Origin of the sequence: Photobacterium lucens, from assembly GCF_009873615.1 — a bacterium.
Taxonomy (GTDB): domain Bacteria; phylum Pseudomonadota; class Gammaproteobacteria; order Enterobacterales; family Vibrionaceae; genus Photobacterium; species Photobacterium lucens.
This window is the reverse complement of sequence record NZ_SSMG01000028.1, coordinates 1-17,687: the sequence shown is the minus strand read 5'-3', so window position 1 is coordinate 17,687 and position 17,687 is coordinate 1. Positions and strand designations below refer to the sequence as shown.

15 protein-coding genes are annotated in these 17,687 nt (G+C 42.6%); 11 read left to right on the top strand and 4 right to left on the bottom strand.

Annotated features, from left to right (window positions below; genetic code table 11):
- Window positions 1–148 precede the first annotated feature (148 nt).
- Together nfo and ung are read left to right on the top strand one after the other, a co-directional pair.
- Window positions 149–997, top strand: a complete 849-nt coding sequence (nfo, locus tag E5A76_RS02450; RefSeq protein ID WP_161117997.1) for a deoxyribonuclease IV — start codon at window positions 149–151, stop codon at window positions 995–997.
- Between the two features lie 90 nt (window positions 998–1,087).
- On the top strand, window positions 1,088–1,750 hold the full coding sequence (gene ung, locus E5A76_RS02445; protein WP_161117996.1) for a uracil-DNA glycosylase: 663 nt from the start codon (window positions 1,088–1,090) through the stop codon (window positions 1,748–1,750).
- Between the two features lie 71 nt (window positions 1,751–1,821).
- On the opposite strand, the gene E5A76_RS02440 is transcribed toward ung, so the two are convergent.
- A complete protein-coding gene (locus E5A76_RS02440; protein ID WP_008988462.1) occupies window positions 1,822–2,004 on the bottom strand; it encodes a DUF3545 family protein in 183 nt (60 codons plus the stop codon).
- A 418-nt stretch (window positions 2,005–2,422) separates the two neighbouring features.
- Between E5A76_RS02440 and E5A76_RS02435 the strand changes: the two genes are divergently transcribed.
- Both E5A76_RS02435 and yaaA read left to right on the top strand, forming a co-directional pair.
- On the top strand, window positions 2,423–3,850 hold the full coding sequence (locus E5A76_RS02435; protein WP_053987940.1) for an alanine/glycine:cation symporter family protein: 1,428 nt from the start codon (window positions 2,423–2,425) through the stop codon (window positions 3,848–3,850).
- A 103-nt stretch (window positions 3,851–3,953) separates the two neighbouring features.
- Window positions 3,954–4,727 carry a peroxide stress protein YaaA gene (gene yaaA / locus E5A76_RS02430; protein WP_161117995.1) on the top strand — a complete coding sequence of 258 codons (774 nt, stop codon included), beginning with the start codon at window positions 3,954–3,956 and terminating at the stop codon, window positions 4,725–4,727.
- Window positions 4,728–4,813: 86 nt separating this feature from the next.
- On the opposite strand, the gene srmB is transcribed toward yaaA, so the two are convergent.
- Both srmB and E5A76_RS02420 read right to left on the bottom strand, forming a co-directional pair.
- Entirely contained in the window at window positions 4,814–6,049 is a 1,236-nt protein-coding gene (gene srmB / locus E5A76_RS02425; protein WP_053987938.1) for an ATP-dependent RNA helicase SrmB, read from the bottom strand.
- A 196-nt stretch (window positions 6,050–6,245) separates the two neighbouring features.
- Window positions 6,246–6,956 carry a tRNA1(Val) (adenine(37)-N6)-methyltransferase gene (locus E5A76_RS02420; protein ID WP_161117994.1) on the bottom strand — a complete coding sequence of 237 codons (711 nt, stop codon included), beginning with the start codon at window positions 6,954–6,956 and terminating at the stop codon, window positions 6,246–6,248.
- A gap of 392 nt (window positions 6,957–7,348) precedes the next feature.
- Between E5A76_RS02420 and brnQ the strand changes: the two genes are divergently transcribed.
- Complete coding sequence (gene brnQ, locus E5A76_RS02415; RefSeq protein ID WP_161117993.1) at window positions 7,349–8,665, top strand: branched-chain amino acid transport system II carrier protein; 1,317 nt, start codon at window positions 7,349–7,351, stop codon at window positions 8,663–8,665.
- Between the two features lie 65 nt (window positions 8,666–8,730).
- Here brnQ and fldB read toward each other — a convergent pair whose 3' ends face one another.
- On the bottom strand, window positions 8,731–9,252 hold the full coding sequence (gene fldB / locus E5A76_RS02410) for a flavodoxin FldB (protein WP_008988456.1): 522 nt from the start codon (window positions 9,250–9,252) through the stop codon (window positions 8,731–8,733).
- Window positions 9,253–9,465: 213 nt separating this feature from the next.
- On the opposite strand from fldB, the gene xerD reads away from it, so the two are divergent.
- The 6 genes from xerD (at window position 9,466) to E5A76_RS02380 (ending at window position 17,568) form a co-directional block, all read left to right on the top strand.
- The gene (xerD, locus tag E5A76_RS02405; protein WP_008988455.1) at window positions 9,466–10,362 is read left to right on the top strand and encodes a site-specific tyrosine recombinase XerD; all 897 of its coding nucleotides are present in this window, start codon (window positions 9,466–9,468) and stop codon (window positions 10,360–10,362) included.
- Window positions 10,363–10,522: 160 nt separating this feature from the next.
- On the top strand, window positions 10,523–11,251 hold the full coding sequence (gene dsbC, locus E5A76_RS02400) for a bifunctional protein-disulfide isomerase/oxidoreductase DsbC (RefSeq protein WP_107166834.1): 729 nt from the start codon (window positions 10,523–10,525) through the stop codon (window positions 11,249–11,251).
- Window positions 11,252–11,365: 114 nt separating this feature from the next.
- Window positions 11,366–13,090 carry a single-stranded-DNA-specific exonuclease RecJ gene (gene recJ, locus E5A76_RS02395; RefSeq protein ID WP_161117992.1) on the top strand — a complete coding sequence of 575 codons (1,725 nt, stop codon included), beginning with the start codon at window positions 11,366–11,368 and terminating at the stop codon, window positions 13,088–13,090.
- Between the two features lie 176 nt (window positions 13,091–13,266).
- A protein-coding gene (prfB, locus tag E5A76_RS02390; RefSeq protein ID WP_161117991.1) for a peptide chain release factor 2 occupies window positions 13,267–14,365 on the top strand; the annotation gives its coding sequence in 2 pieces (ribosomal slippage) (window positions 13,267–13,341 and window positions 13,343–14,365; 1,098 coding nt in all).
- Window positions 14,366–14,397: 32 nt separating this feature from the next.
- A complete protein-coding gene (gene lysS / locus E5A76_RS02385) occupies window positions 14,398–15,906 on the top strand; it encodes a lysine--tRNA ligase (RefSeq protein ID WP_008988451.1) in 1,509 nt (502 codons plus the stop codon).
- A gap of 342 nt (window positions 15,907–16,248) precedes the next feature.
- Window positions 16,249–17,568, top strand: coding sequence for a sigma-54-dependent transcriptional regulator (locus E5A76_RS02380; RefSeq protein WP_161117990.1), 1,320 nt, complete (start codon window positions 16,249–16,251; stop codon window positions 17,566–17,568).
- The last annotated feature ends 119 nt before the right edge of the window (window positions 17,569–17,687 follow it).

The following is a 17,687-nucleotide window of genomic DNA, read 5'->3' as shown; positions in this document are numbered from 1 at the left end:
CAACAAAAAAAATGAAATAACAAAAAATATTTTAATATCAATATGTTGTAATTTTACTACATAATTAATGGTTAGTTATGTATCAGATGTTTCTTTTTTGTGTGTGTTTGGCTAGTAATGCCAAGTGCTGTTTGTAAGGTATTTTATTATGAAGTTGATTGGTGCTCATGTTTCTGCTGCCGGTGGTGTATTTAATGCACCGACTAACGCTGAAAAGATTAATGCAAATGCGTTTGCACTATTTACTAAGAACCAACGCCAATGGGTCGCTAAGCCACTAGAAGCGGATGCTATCGCTGCTTTTAAAGCTCGCTGTGCGCAATTGGGGTATAACGCTGATGCGATTCTTCCCCATGATTCTTACTTAATTAACCTAGGCGCCCCAGAGACGGAAAAGTTAGAAAAGTCACGTGCGGCTTTTATTGATGAAATGTCCCGTTGTAACCAGCTTGGATTACACCTTTTGAACTTCCATCCAGGCAGTCATTTGAAAAAAATTTCTGAAAAAGATTGTTTAAAACTTATCGCAGAGTCGATTAATTTGGCTCATCAAGAAGTCAGTGATGTGGTTGCAGTGATCGAAAATACCGCAGGACAAGGGTCAAATTTAGGTTGGCGCTTCGAGCATTTAGCGGAAATTATCGATCAAGTAGAAGATAAAAGCCGTGTTGGGGTGTGCATTGATACCTGTCATACCTTTGCTGCTGGTTATGATTTAAGCAGTGAGGTCGCAACTGATCGTACATTCGCTGAATTTGATAATGTGGTTGGCATGCATTATTTACGTGGTATGCACTTAAATGATTCAAAAGGTGGCTTGGGTAGTCACCTAGACCGTCACCATAGTTTAGGTGAAGGGGAGATCGGCTGGGATTGTTTCCGCTATTTAATGCAAGATGATCGTTTTAATAATATCCCACTTATTCTAGAGACGATTAATCCTGATATCTGGCATCAAGAAATTGCCACTCTGCGTGCGTTTGCGGCAGAAAAGTAACTATATATAGAGGAAGCGGTGATCTTCCTCTTATGATTTATCGTTTTTTGATACCCTTACGCCGTACAGATTATAAATGAGGAGCGATTTATGACCGCCAGTTGGTCTACTTTTATAGCGCAGCAACAAACGCAAGCGTATTTCACCGATATTGAGCAGGCTGTCGATGCTGCTCGCAATGCTGGTAAAGTGGTTTATCCTCCTCAAGAAGATGTCTTTAATGCGTTTACCAGTACGCCACTAGAGAAAACCAAAGTCGTGATCTTAGGTCAAGATCCGTATCATGGACCTAAGCAAGCGCATGGTCTTAGCTTCTCGGTATTACCGGGTGTGAAAACACCACCGTCACTGGCAAATATGTATAAAGAGTTAGCGACTGATATCGACGGTTTTACTATTCCCGAGCATGGCTATTTACAGCCATGGGCTGAGCAAGGTGTGTTGCTATTAAATACGGTATTAACTGTCGAGCAAGGTAATGCTCACTCACATGCGAAGATTGGTTGGGAAACATTTACAGATCGCGCGATTGAATATATCAATGATAATACTGAAGGCGTGATTTTCTTGTTGTGGGGTGCACATGCGCAAAAGAAAGGTAAGAAGATAGATAAAACACGTCACCACGTATTGCATTCAGCGCATCCGTCACCGTTATCAGCGTATCGAGGCTTCTTTGGCTGTCAGCATTTCTCTAAAACAAATCAGTTATTAGCGGAGATGGGGAAAACGCCGATCGATTGGCAAGTATAAACTGAGAGATAGCGCAGATAATAAAACGCCAGCGAGATGCTGGCGTTTTATTTTTGTTTAGGTCAATTAGGTTAAAAGTCGAATTCATCCGCATCATAACTGCCGCACATATCCATGTCCTGAAGCTCGCGGCGAAGTCGTTGACGATCTTTTAAGGCTTCAATTTCGCGCCATTTACGTTTTTCTGGTTTAGCACGTGTGCGACGAGAAACCGTATCTGTTGCGAACATATCATCAAATGCAAAGCTATCCATAAAGCACCTCTTCCTATGATCTAGCTAACTATAAGCTACAAGGTCATTAAGTATCACAATATGGGGTAGAGTAAAATTGAAGTGTTTCTCATTTGTTGCTCAAAGATGAAATTTTTATGTGAAAAAGGTCAAATATATCCTGTTTATGACCGAAATTTGGAGTAAATAACTCGCAGTGGTGCAGAATTTATGTTTGGATTCGCTTAACTATTTTTCATTATTTACTGTAAATATATACCCTTAGTACATGTGATGTGGTAATAAAGCTCGGTTTTTTAAGCCACACTATAAAGAGCAGGGTACGCTTGTTAATCAAGAATAACGATTAGAAAAACAGCGTGAATTTATTGCTAAATTGTTAATAATTTAGCGGTTTATATTTTTATCAAATACGTACTACGTTTTAGAAGGTACTCACTTGTCCAGTCAAATAAACTTTTTAAATGACTTACTTTGGGGCTCAGTACTCATTTATTTACTGATCGGTGTTGGGATCTATTTCACCTATCGTTTGAGTTTTATTCAGTTCCGTCACTTTGGTCATATGTTCAAAGTGATGAAAAATAGTCGTAAATCAGACAGTGCGGGGATCTCATCGTTTCAAGCCTTGTGTACCAGTCTGGCGGCAAGGGTCGGTACTGGCAATATGGCTGGGGTTGCGGTCGCACTGACTTTAGGTGGTCCTGGGGCGATCTTCTGGATGTGGTTAATTGCCATGTTGGGAATGGCAACGGCGTTTGCTGAAAGTGCACTCGCACAGCTTTATAAAACCCGTGATGATGACGGTAATTACCGTGGTGGTCCTGCTTATTATATGGAGAAGGGCTTAGGCATGCGCTGGATGGGCGTGATGTTCTCTGTCTTTTTGATCGTTGCTTTTGGTTTAGTGTTTAATTCGGTACAGGCAAATTCGATTAGCCAAGCGGCACATGTGGCATTTGGTTGGTCACCTGTGTATGTCGGTATTGCGCTGGTTATTATGACTGGGGTGATCATTTTTGGTGGTCTGCGAGCAATTGCCCGTACCGCAGAAATTTTAGTACCAGCAATGGCGTTATGTTATCTGCTGTTAGCGCTGTTTATCATGGTGGTTAACATTGAAAAGCTGCCAGATATTATCATGATGATTTTCCGCAGTGCATTTGGTCTAGAAGAGGCGGCATCAGGCGCATTGGGTTATACCATTGCCCAAGGGATGATCAATGGTTTGAAACGAGGCTTGTTCTCCAATGAAGCGGGGATGGGTTCGGCACCGAATGCGGCAGCATCAGCAACCCCTTATCCGCCACATCCCGCTTCGCAAGGTTATGTACAGATGCTAGGGGTGTTTATGGATACCATTGTGATCTGTTCTGCGACGGTTGCGATTATTTTGATGTCAGGGGAGTACGTACCACACAGTGAAGTCACGGGGATTGAATTAACACAACGAGCGTTAAGTTCACAAGTGGGTGATTGGGGCTCAGTATTTATAGCCGTGGCAATCTTCTTCTTTGCCTTTACTTCATTAGTGGCGAATTATTCATACGCAGAAACCAATTTGATCTTCCTTGAGCATAATCATAAAGCGGGACTGAACATTTTCCGTGTCGTGGTACTGTTCATGGTGATGTTTGGCGCATTAGCGGATCTACCAACAGTGTGGGCGATGGCGGATGTATCGATGGGAATGATGGCATTGATCAACCTTGTAGCGATTGTCTTGTTGTCTGGCACCGTGGTGAAACTGGCGACGGATTACAATAAGCAGTTATCACAGGGGAAAGTGCCAACGTTTGATAGTAATGATTACCCAGAGCTTCATGCCCAGCTAGAAGAAGGTATTTGGGATAAGAGCAAATCATAGCGTGCTCCTATTGCTGAAATAACTAAAGCCACTTAGTTTCTAAGTGGCTTTTTTGTTGTTTAGTGATAGTCTTTTCTAGTCAGACTTTAAAGGAAAAAGCCTTATGTTAATTGTGGTTTCCCCCGCTAAAACCCTTGATTATGAATCGCCATTGGCAACATCAACCTATACTTTGCCAGAGCTAACGGAGCACTCTGCAGAGCTTATCGATGTATGTCGTGAGTTAACGCCAATGGACATTGCGAGCTTAATGAAAGTGAGCGATAAAATTGCTGGCTTAAATGCGGCACGTTTTGCTGAGTGGCAGCCACAATTTACTCAAGATAACGCACGTCAGGCTATTTTAGCGTTTAAAGGCGATGTTTATACTGGTCTTGATGCAGAGAGTATGACGGAAGCGCAGTTTGCCTATGCTCAGCAGCATTTGCGTATGCTTTCTGGCTTGTACGGTTTATTGCGTCCATTGGATTTAATGCAACCTTACCGTTTAGAAATGGGTACTAAGCTGTCGAACCCTCGTGGTATTAACTTGTATCAGTTCTGGGGCGATATTATTACAGATAAACTGAATCAAGCATTAGCTGAGCAAGGCGATGATATTCTGATCAACTTAGCTTCAAACGAATACTTCAAATCAGTAAAACCGAAGAAGCTCAATGCGCAGCTAATTACTCCAGTATTTAAAGACTGTAAAAATGGTCAATACAAGGTGATCAGTTTCTACGCAAAGAAAGCACGTGGCATGATGGCACGTTACATTTTAGATAATCAGATCTCATCGATTGAAGCACTAAAGCAATTTGATACCGCAGGTTATTATTTTGTTGAAGCTGAATCGACAGAGAAAGAGTTCGTGTTTAAGCGAGAAGAGCAATAAGAACACATTGCCAACACGAAAACAGATAAAAGAAAAGGGCTGAATCATCAGCCCTTTTTTGTGAGATTTTTAAAGCGTTATTGCGATTATGCTTTTTTCGCTTTCTTAAGCTTTTTCTTCTGCTTCGCAACTTTCGTCTTTTTATCGACTTTTTTCTTTTTCTTCACCGTTGATGGTTTTTTCGTTGTTGGACGTAGACCATCGATAAAGCGCTCTGGCACTTCTTCTTTCATGTAACGGCTAACACGTTCAATCATTGCTTGATCGTGTGCTTCAATTAATGAAATAGCTGTACCTTTCTTACCTGCACGGGCTGTACGACCGATACGGTGTAGGTAAACATCCGCAGTACGTGGCATGTCGAAGTTAACAACATGGCTAACATCCGGTAAGTCGATACCACGAGCAGCAACGTCGGTTGCAATTAATACGTTGATCACGCCATCACGAAAACGGGTGATCATGTTATTACGTGCCGACTGTGCCATCTCACCTTGGATCCAGTTACAAGGGATCCCCATTGTCTCTAGTTGACCACGAAGCACAGCTAGGCGCTCACGAGTTTTAACGAAGATGATGGTGCGCTCTGCTTGCTCTTTTAGAATGTTTTCTAATAGTGCTAGCTTGTGCTCCATGTTGTCACAACGGTGGTAAAGCTGGTGGATCTTCTTACGTTCACGACGTGAAGGCTCCGCTTCTACTTCTACAGGCTCGTTTAGGATCTTTTCAGAGAACTCACGAACACCTTTACCTTCAAGGGTTGCAGAGAATAGTAAGCTTTGGCTACGCCAGCGACACTCATGGTTTAGACGCTCAACCACTTTACCAAAGCCCATGTCTAGCATGCGGTCGGCTTCATCAAGGATCAGACATTCAATCGCACGACAGTCGAATTTCTCAGCTTCGATGTATTCCATTAAACGGCCAGGTGTCGCAACTACGATATCTTGGGTCTTACCCAATAGCTCAGCGTGTTCGTCGTATGAAATACCGCCCGTGATAGTGAATACTTTTAGCATAGTGTGTTTTGCTAAAGCACGTGCTTGATCGGCAACTTGGATCGCAAGCTCACGGGTTGGTGTTAATACTAATACACGTGCAGGTCCCGGCTTTTTACGCGGGAAGTCCAGCAAGTGTTGGATCATCGGTAGAAGAAAGGCTGCTGTTTTTCCGGTCCCTGTTGGCGCAGAAGCCATTACATCTTTACCGTCTAGGGCATGAGGGATAGCTTGCGCCTGCACCACGGTTGGGCGGCTGTAGCCGATTTCTTCAATCGCTTGTAACAGTTCGCTATCTAACTCTAATTCGGAAAAGTCTTTCACCAGTTATCTCTCCCAAGACAAATGCTATGTATGTGGTTATCACTATGCTAATGCAAAGGATAACAACAAGGGTATTAAATATTTAAGGGGCGGCATTATAGCCACTCTTGCCGTAAGTGACACCGATTAAAACATAAAAACTTCAAAACTTGATGATTATTCCTGCGTTCTTAATCTGTAAAAATACCTTAGTCGCTTACATTTTAAGGTAGAAGTCTTTCGTTAACACTTTGAATTCTTTTGAGTAATCACCATCTTTATGGATGCAAATATGCTGCGAAAGGCATGTTTGCTGCTTTTTACTTAATTGTAGAAGTAATCGGATCGGGGCTTTCTTCTCTGTCGTTTGCACATCACACCTTGCAATACAATGAAGGTTAAACGCTTTCGCCGCTTCAATTAAGCATTCGCCTTCGTAAGTTGGCAGAATAATATTTGCAACCCCTTGCTCGGTTAATAGATATTCAAGGGTGTGTAATAACTGTTGATGGGTAAAGGTATCAGTATGACGCGCGGTAGCACGATGTTGCGATTCTGCTTGTTGACCAAAGTTGAAATAGGGTGGGTTACAAATGATCCCATCGACACTGTTACTTGGTTGGTCTTGCAGCCATAAAGTGATGTCTTGTTCAATACAATGTAAGCGTTCATGCCAAGGCGAGGCGGCAAAGTTCTGTCGAGCAGCATTGGCAGCTTGTGGATCAATTTCAATCGCTTCAATAGATAGCATGGGTGCTCTTTGTGCTGCAATTAATGCTAGTAAGCCGCTCCCTGTTCCGATATCAAGCAATCTTCCTTGTTGTGGTAGCGCAGCCCATGCGCCGAGTAATACGCCGTCGGTGCTAACAGGCATACCGCAGCCATGATCATTAACGTGAAATTGTTTAAAGCTAAAGCCGCGAGACATTCCCGATCCTTTTTCTTTACCAAACAAAGCATTATAAGCAGATTGAATGATTGAGCGATTTCTATATAACCATAATTGCAAGTGATGTTTCATTACAGTGTTTTTATTGTTGCTAAAATGTTGTTCTATTTGTTTGGTTTTTGGTTTATATTTTAATCTTTGGTAATGGATTGATTTTATATTCTAATTATTTTTATTTAATTGGTTTTATATTCTACATTTTACGCTCTGTTTATGGATTATATGGTGTTTATTTCTACGCTATTGCCAAGGGTGTAGTTTTTATCCATTATGCTTTTGTTGGTTATATCTTTTGCTGTGTGTAACCAATACAGAGAATTATAAAAAAAGCAGACACAATACATAACCCATAAACGAGTGGAAGGTGCAGTTTGAAAAAGACACTCAAAGTAACAGACATTATAGCGTTAGGCTTTATGACTTTCGCGTTCTTTCTAGGCGCAGGTAATATTATCTTTCCACCACTAGCAGGGCAGCTAGCCGGTGAAAATATGCTTTCTGCCATGTCAGGATTTTTGGTAACAGCGGTTGGTTTACCTCTAGTTGGTATTATTGCTGTAGCCATGGCTGGTGGTGGTTGGCAGGGCTTAACCCGCGATTTACCGTCAAAAGTTGCCACATTAATGGCAGTGTTGATCTTTATTATTATCGGTCCTGCATTCGCTGCACCCCGTACTGGGTTAGTGGCTTATGAAATGGCAGTAAAACCGTTTTTATCAGCTGATGCTGGTCAAGCAAGCTTAACGACTTTTTCAGTGATCTTTTTCGCGATTGCTCTCTTTTTTGCTTGGTCTCGCGGTAAGCTTATCGACATGATTGGTAAGTTTTTAACTCCTGCTTTATTTATCGTGCTTGCAGTATTAGCGGTTGCGGTATTTATCAATCCGCAAGCAAGTATCGTAGCGGCACAAGGTGAATACGCAACACAAGCGTTTACCAAAGGTTTCCTTGAAGGTTATAACACCATGGATACTTTTGCGGCACTGATGTTTGGTATGTTGATTGTTGATGTGATCCGCAGTAAAGGGATCAGCGATGAGAAAACAACGTGTACTTACCTGATCTGCGCAGGTTTGATTGCTGCTGCAGGTTTAGCATTTGTTTATATTTCACTGTTCTACTTGGGGGCAACTAGTTCAACGATTGCTCCGAATGCGGGCAATGGTGGTGTGATCCTAACGGGTTACGTAATGGCACTGTTTGGTGCGCCAGGTCAGGTGATCTTATCTGCTATCGTGCTACTTGCATGTTTAACCACGGCTATTGGCTTGATCAGTGCATGTGCCGATTACTTTAGCTCATTAACTCCGATGTCTTACAAAAAGTGGGCGGTGGTGTTAGCGGTGATCTGTGCTGTTGTGGCGAACGTTGGTCTAAATCAGCTGATTGCGCTATCGGTGCCAGTATTATTTGCACTATATCCTGTGGCGATTGCGTTGGTTGCACTCACATTGGTTCGCAAATGGTTACCAAATCCTCGTTTGGCTTACCGTGTAGTACTTTTGGTTTCTTTCATCTTTAGTATGATTGATGTGGCTAAGTACTTAAAATTCGATGTGTCGATGTTTAGCAGCCTACCGTTATTTAACTACGGCATGGCTTGGGTACTACCAACATTGGTTGCATTGGTGATCACACGCTTTATTGGTGGTAAAGCGATGGGCTCACACCAAGATAAACTTGCGTAATATGTGATAGATAGAGAAAAGGGATGCCATGTGCATCCCTTTTTTATTTGGTATTTGTATTGCGGTTATAGCGTTTCTGCATACTCAAGCATGATCTGTTCGCACCACTGGGTGATACGTTGATCGGAGTGCTCGTATTGCGAGTCTTCATCAAGGGCTAAGCCAACAAAGAATTGCTTGTCTTCAGTAAGCGCCTTTGATGCTTCAAATTGGTAGCTGTCATCGTTAGGCCAGTAACCGATAAATTGCACGCCAGCTTCGAGTAATTTGTCATGCAGCATCCCCATCGCATCAAGGAACCATTCGGTATAGCCTTCTTGATCGCCGAGGCCAAATAATGCAACGGTTTTATTGGTGAGAGTTAAACCATCAAGTTGTTGCCAAACAGCTTCCCAATCTTCTTGTAGCTCACCAAAATCCCATGTTGAAATACCTAAAATCAACATATCAAATTGGTTCATTTCACTGATATCTGCTTCTTTAATGTTACGCAGCTCAATTAATTCAGCACCAATACAATCGCGGATTTTTTCTGCCGCCATTTCGGTATAACAGGTGGTTGAGCCATAAAACAAACCGATTTTCATGCTGAGTATCCTAGTTATTTTACTTATTTGCTCAGTGTACCCGTTATCCGCTGACAAGCTCAATAAAGTGAGCAAAACAAGCTGAAAAATTTAACTTGATGATCCCTTGTCATAAGGCTCGTTACTTTTTGCTAAAAATACCCTATGATGAACAAAGTACTGTGTATTTATCCATGTGTTTGGCTTGTGCTAGCACAGGTAGTGGAGTGAAAAATGGAAAACGATGACGTTATTATCGAACGTTTTCTAGATGCTATGTGGATGGAGCGAGGTTTGTCTGAAAACACCTTGGCTTCTTATCGTAATGATCTAATGAAATTATTAAATTGGCTGAAACAAGAATCACGCAATGTGATTAATGTGTCGGTTGATGATCTACAACGTTATCAGCAGTGGCTATTTGATAAAGACTATAAGCAAACATCACGTGCGCGTATGGTGTCTGCGATCCGTCGTCTTTTCCAATATTTACATCGAGAAAAGATGCGTGATGATGATCCGAGCGCAATGTTGGTAACGCCAAAATTACCTAAGCGTTTACCGAAAGATTTAAGCGAAGCACAAGTGGATGCCTTGCTTGATGCGCCAGATGTTAACGATCCGATTGAACTGCGTGATAAAGCTATGCTTGAGCTACTTTATGCGACAGGTTTACGTGTTACTGAATTAGTGACGTTGACAATGGAAAACATCAGCTTGCGTCAAGGTGTGGTGCGTATTACCGGTAAAGGCGACAAAGAGCGTTTAGTGCCGATGGGGGAAAACGCCATTGATTGGATTGAACAGTTCATTGAAACCGGACGACCACAACTGCTAGGTGAAAAAAGCTCTGATGTGTTATTCCCCAGTCGTCGCGCAAGGCAAATGACGCGCCAAACGTTTTGGCATCGCATTAAACATTATGCGGTATTAGCGGGTATTGATGCGGAAACCTTATCACCCCATGTGATGCGCCATGCGTTTGCGACACACTTGCTTAATTACGGTGCCGATCTACGTGTGGTACAGATGTTGCTTGGACATAGTGACTTGTCGACAACACAAATTTATACTCATGTTGCGACAGAAAGACTAAAACAATTACACCAAACTCACCATCCTCGCGCATAATTATGAGAGAGTACTAGGCAAATTAACGTATCGAGTTTGCGTTATGTTTAAGTTTACTTATGCTTGCCTAACAAGCACGTAGTGAAATGTGAAACTATTTTACGGTGAATCAGGTCTTATCAAGCATTGAGATCTTCATCATTAATTAAGGATAAATTAAATGCACTTTATCAGTCGAACTCTTGTTGCAACCGCTGTTGCGTTAACGGCTTTTTCTGCGGTAGCGAAGCCAAATGAAGCGGCGATCAGTCAGCAATTGGAAAAAGTTGGTTTAACACCATCATCGATTGCGTCATCACCTATCCCAGGATTGAATGAAGTTGTGACTGAGCGTGGTGTTATTTATACAACTGATGATGGTAAATATTTCGTTGTTGGTCATTTATATGAAAATAGCGGTGCGCAGCCTGTTAATTTAACAGAGCAAAAAATGGCTAAAATGAACAAGGACAAAATTGCAGCGATGGAAAAAGACATGATTGTCTATCCTGCAAAGAACGAAAAATACGTTGTTACCGTGTTCACCGACACCAGCTGTGGTTACTGTCGTAAACTGCATAACGAGATCAAAGGCTACAACGATGAAGGTATCACTGTGCGCTACCTAGCGTTCCCTCGTGGTGGTGAGCGTTCTGGTAACTTTAACCAAATGAGTGCGATTTGGGGGGCTAAAGATCGTGCTAAAGCGATGGATGACGCTAAGAGCGGTAACTTTGATGAAAGTAAGATCACGCCACGCCCAGATCTAGTTCGTGCGCAATACGAGCTAGGTGTCGCAATGGGTGTAAACGGTACGCCAGCAATCGTATTGGCTGATGGCACTATGATCCCAGGCTACCAGCCGCCAGCAGCACTACGTCAGCTACTTGATAGCCAACCAAAAAGCTAATTTAGCTTTGTGAATGATTAAATGATGAAAAGCCTGAGCATGATGTTCAGGCTTTTTTGTTATCTGCGATTTGGTTACTATGAAAAAATAATAATACTGATAAGAAGCCTGATTATGATTGAAATTAAACGTCGACCTCTAGCGAATACGGATGATTTTTCCGATGCAATCCCACCTATTTTACAGCGGATTTATGCCAGCCGTGGGATCAAAAATGATGCTGAATTAGAGCGCGGAGCAAAAGGGTTACTTAATTATAATCAGCTCTACGGTATGGAAGCGGCAGTGCAATTGCTCTGTGATGCGCTGGCTAATAATACTCGCATTATCATTGTCGGTGACTTTGATGCCGATGGTGCAACCAGCTCTGCGTTATCGGTTTTAGCGCTGCGCATGCTGGGATGTCAAAACGTTGATTACCTTGTACCTAACCGTTTTGATGATGGTTATGGCTTAAGCCCTGAAGTGGTTGAGCAAGCACAAGCCCGTGGCGCAGAGCTTATCATGACGGTTGATAACGGCGTTTCTTCAATCTCTGGTGTTGCTGCAGCAAAAGAAAAAGGCATTAAAGTACTTGTTACTGACCATCACTTGCCGGGTGATACGCTGCCTATCGCTGATGCCATTGTTAATCCAAACCTTAATGAATGTGGTTTCCCTTCAAAAGCCTTATGTGGGGTTGGTGTTGCTTTCTATTTGATGTTGGCATTGCGTGCAGAGCTGCGTAATAACGGCTGGTTTGAGCAACAAGGTATAGCGATGCCAAACCTTGCTGAGTTACTGGATTTAGTGGCACTAGGTACAGTTGCCGATGTGGTTGCCCTTGATGGTAATAATCGTATTTTGGTTCACCAAGGTTTACAGCGTATTCGTGCGGGTAAATGTCGCCCGGGTATTCAAGCGTTAATTGAAGTGGCTAACCGTGATCCTTCTCGTTTAGTCACCAGTGATTTGGGTTTTGCGTTAGGGCCGCGTATTAATGCTGCTGGGCGTTTAGATGATATGTCATTCGGGGTTGAGTTGTTGCTGTGCGATAATATTCAAGCTGCACGCCGCATGGCATCTGAGCTAGATGGGTTAAACCAAACCCGCAAGGAAATTGAGCAAGGTATGAAAGATGAAGCCTTGGCGATTTGTGAGCGTTTAAAGTTCAATCAGCAAAATATGCCTTACGGTTTAGTGTTGTTCCAACGTGATTGGCACCAAGGTGTGATTGGTATTTTAGCCTCACGCATTAAAGATAAATATCACCGCCCTGTGATTGCGTTTGCCGATGCTGGTAACGGTGAAATTAAAGGCTCTTGTCGCTCTATTGCAGGCTTGCACATGCGTGATGCATTAGATCTCGTTGATACTCAAAATCCGGGTATGATCTTAAAGTTTGGCGGTCACGCAATGGCTGCTGGTTTAACTATTCCAGAAGATAAACTGGATGCATTTAGTAAAGCCTTTGATGCCGTGGTACGCAGTGTACTGGATGAAGATGCCTTAAAAGGTGTATTGCTGACAGATGGCGAACTTGGTAGTCACGAGTTAAACCTTGAAGTAGCTGAAATTCTTCGTGCTGGTGGCCCTTGGGGACAGCAATTTCCAGAGCCAAGTTTTGACGGTACTTTCCGCTTATTACATCAAAAGTTAGTGGGAGGAAAACATCTTAAGATGATGGTTGAACCCCTTAATGGCGGCAGTGTGATAGATGCGATTGCCTTTAACGTTGATGTGAAACGTTGGCCAGATGCATCAGTACAACAAATCGAACTTGTTTATCGTTTAGATGTGAATGAATACCGTGGTAATCGCAGTGTACAATTGATGGTTGAGCACCTAAACGCAAAATAGTGTTATCGCGATTTGTGCAGTGATTTTATGGATGGCGAGGTTTTGGCGGTTGTTTACGTCCAGAATCTCGCCATTTTCTATTAAATTTTCTTATAACCTTTCTCTCCCTCTGTATATTCTATCTACAATTCGATAGAATCCATCGGTTATGTCCATTTCGGCTATGAAGAGTGGCAATGTTCGAGATTAATCCAATTAAAAACCGCCTAGCGGACGTATCAGATCGTACTGATGTCCTTAGGGGGTACCTTTGACTATGATGCTAAGAAAGAGCGTCTAGAAGAAGTCAATGCAGAATTAGAGCAACCTGATGTATGGAACGAACCTGAGCGCGCACAAGCGTTAGGTAAAGAGCGTGCATCACTAGAAGCGGTTGTAGAGACTATCGACCTGTTAGATCAAGGCGTTGAAGACGTTGAAGGTCTACTTGAGCTTGCGGTAGAAGAAGAAGATCAGGAAACGTTTGACGAGATCGAACCTGAGTTAGCAGAGCTTGAAGAAAAGCTAGCAAAACTTGAGTTCCGTCGTATGTTCGCAGGCGATCACGATCCTTCTGACTGTTACGTTGACCTGCAAGCAGGCTCTGGTGGTACAGAAGCACAAGACTGGACATCCATGATGCTACGCATGTACTTGCGTTGGGCTGATGCGAAAGGCTTCAAAACTGAAGTAATTGAAGTGTCAGAAGGTGATGTTGCCGGGCTTAAATCAGCAACGATCCGTGTAAGCGGTGAGTATGCTTATGGCTGGTTACGTACAGAAACCGGTGTTCACCGTTTAGTTCGTAAGTCGCCATTCGATTCAGGCGGTCGTCGTCATACCTCTTTTGCTTCGGCGTTTGTTTACCCTGAAATTGATGACAATATCGCGATCGATATTAACCCATCTGATTTACGTATCGACGTATACCGTGCATCAGGTGCGGGTGGTCAGCACGTAAACACCACGGAATCTGCGGTACGTATTACCCACATTCCAACTAACATTGTGGTGCAGTGTCAGAACGACCGTTCTCAGCATAAGAACAAAGATCAGGCAATGAAGCAGTTAAAAGCAAAATTGTTTGAATTTGAACTGCAAAAACAAAATGCCGAGAAACAAGCGAATGAAGACTCTAAGTCTGACATTGGCTGGGGCAGCCAGATCCGTTCTTACGTTCTGGATGATTCTCGCATTAAAGATTTACGTACTGGGGTGGAAAATCGTAACACCCAAGCAGTACTGGACGGCGATTTAGACCGTTTTATTGAAGCAAGCCTGAAATCAGGTCTTTAACCGAATTTCGGTAAAAATTTAAGGGTTACCCCATGACTGATCAATTACAAGATGAGAATAAGCTGATTGCTGAGCGTCGCGCTAAATTAGATATGATCCGCGAAAACTGCAAAGCAAATGGCCACCCAAATGATTTTCGTCGCGATAGTTTAGCGGCAGATCTAGAAGCAAAATACGGTGAAATGACCAAAGAAGAGCTTGAAGAAGCGGGTCACGTATTTGCTATCGCTGGTCGTATTATGGCGAAGCGTGGTCCTTTCCTTGCTATTCAAGATGTATCTGGTCGTATCCAAGCTTACGCATCAAAAGATGTTCAAAAAGAGCTGAAAGAGAAATATTCAGGTCTAGATATCGGTGACATCATCGGTATTAAAGGTGCGCTTCATAAGTCAGGTAAAGGTGATCTTTACGTGAACATGGATGAGTACGAGCTGCTAACCAAAGCACTACGTCCTCTACCAGAAAAATTCCACGGTCTAACTGACCAAGAAATGCGTTACCGTCAGCGTTACGTTGACCTAATCGTAAATGACGATTCACGTCACGCATTCGTTGTTCGTTCAAAAGTGGTATCGGCTATCCGTAACTTCATGGTAAGCAAAGGCTTCATGGAAGTGGAAACGCCAATGATGCACGTGATCCCTGGTGGTGCAACAGCACGTCCATTCATCACTCACCACAACGCACTAGATATCGACATGTACCTACGTGTTGCGCCTGAGCTATACCTTAAGCGTCTAGTGGTTGGTGGTTTTGAGCGTGTATTCGAAATCAACCGTAACTTCCGTAACGAAGGTCTATCGCCACGTCACAACCCAGAATTCACTATGATGGAATTCTACATGGCGTACGCAGATTACAACGATCTAATGGATCTAACAGAAGAAATGCTAAGCAGCATCGCAATGGATGTTTTAGGTTCTTCTAAGATGCCATACGGTGAATACGAAGTTGAATTTGCAGGCCCTTACGCTCGCATGAGCATGCTAGATGCAATTAAGAAGTACAACCCAGATCACGCAGAAATCCAAGCGCTAACTTACGAAGGCGTTGCTGATCGTGAGCTTATGGTTAAGATTGCGAAATCTGTACACGTTGATGTTGAAGACTTCTGGACTTGTGGTCAGCTACTTGAAGAGATCTTCGGTGAAACTGCTGAACCTCAACTAATGCAACCAACGTTCATCACTGAGTACCCAGCAGATATTTCTCCGCTTGCTCGTCGTAACGATGAAAACCCATTCATCACTGACCGTTTTGAATTCTTCATCGGTGGTCGTGAAGTTGCGAATGGTTTCTCTGAGCTTAACGATGCACAAGATCAAGACCAACGCTTCAAAGCGCAGGTTGACGCGAAAGATGCAGGTGATGACGAAGCAATGTACTACGATGCAGACTACATCACTGCACTAGAGCACGGCTTACCGCCAACAGCGGGTCAAGGTATTGGTATCGACCGTCTAGTTATGCTGTTAACTAACACACATACTATTCGTGACGTTATCCTATTCCCAGCAATGCGTCCTCAATCTAACAACTAATACTTGTTTGATGTGATGATATAAAAGCCACCGTTTATCGGTGGCTTTTTTGTCTGAGCTGAAAAGCAATATGCAGTTAGTTGTGTGATAGTTGTCATATGATTCATTGTTGTATCAAAAATGAATGTTAATTTTTTTGTTGCTTATCTGGATTGTGACTTCTTCCGATAATCTATGATTTTTGTTATGAAAATAAATAGTTCAGTTTTAAATTAATAGTAAACGTGTTGCGCATTTGTATCTCATCCATATATGATTGTAACAATTTTGGTGCGGTTATTATTGATACACATTACAACGACAGTCGTGCTACGTGATAACGTGATCAAGGGCGATTAGGGAATGGATAAACGAAATAAGATTGGGGCAGCTAATTCCATCGTTGTCTTTGGTGGAGTCAATCAAAAGTGGTTACCGTCAATGGAATCGGCGGGATGGTCGTGTCATCGTTGTTATGATTTGCGAGCAGCAGAGTCACTGTTGTTAGAAATGGGTCCCTGTATCGGGGTTGTTGATTTAAGTAACGATGATTTTAGTTTACATAGCTTAGCTGCGTTGGTTAACCGCAATAAGCAAGTACGTTGGATCGCCATTGTTCGTGATGAGCAATTAAATAATGAAGCGATCAGCCAATTTATTGTGAATTTCTGTTTAGACTATTTTTCGACGCCAGTGCCCTGTGAGCGTTTAAAACAGACCATTGGTCACCAAAGTGGGATGTTAGCACTTGAACGACAAGTGTGGCCACAATTAGGACAGTTTGGTCAGCAAGGATTACAAGGTAATACGCCGATCATGAAAAAGCTACGTGATCAGGTAAAGCGTGTTGCGTTAAGTGACGTGCCTGTGTTGATCAATGGTGAGATTGGTACTGGTAAATTAGTTGTCGCGGAAGCCTTACATCAGGCATCGATTCGCGCTAAAAAGCCATTTTCGCGAGTGAATTGTGAAACGGTTCAAGCTGGGTGGATCGATGATGTTGAGCAACAGTCTTATCTTGATTATGCCAATAATGGTGTGCTTTTATTAGATGAGTTCACGCTGTTAGCCGATGAAAGAAAAAAAGAGATCTTAAAAATCCTCAGTGATGGAACCTATTACCGTCCTGATGGCAGCATTCTTACTGTTGATATTCGTATTATTGCTACCAGTAGCCATAATTTTGATGATCTGTCGGAGCTCGATACTCTAACCCGTGATTTGTACTTTAGACTTAACGTGATTTCATTATCGGTACCTGCATTGCGAGAGCGTGGCAGTGATATTGTGTTACTTGCCGAGTTTTTACTGCTTAAGTACGCCAGACAATATAATAGTGTGGCTAAGTCATTTTCAGAACAAGCACAAGCAATGTTGCTGCAATATCAATGGCCGGGGAATATACGAGAGTTAATTAGCCAAATTAAACGAGCGGTACTCTTGGCTGAAAACAAATGTATTGAAGCTGAACAACTCGATATCCCACGAATCACCGAAGATAAACAAAGCCTGAAAAAAATCCGAGAAGAGTCGGAGCGTACGGCACTACTTACTGTGTTAGAAAACAATAAAGGGCAGATCTCAGCGGCCGCTAGAGAGTTGGGGGTATCAAGAGCAACCATGTATCGACTCTTGAATAAACATGACTTGATCCCACCGCCACGTTGTTTCCGACAAGGCTAATTCAGTTGGATACTCTTACTTAACAGCTACCGAAAGGTGGCTGTTTTTGTTTGAGAACGCAATAGAATTAACCCTATCAATAGTCATTAATTTTTTATGCTGATATGAAATATAGTTAT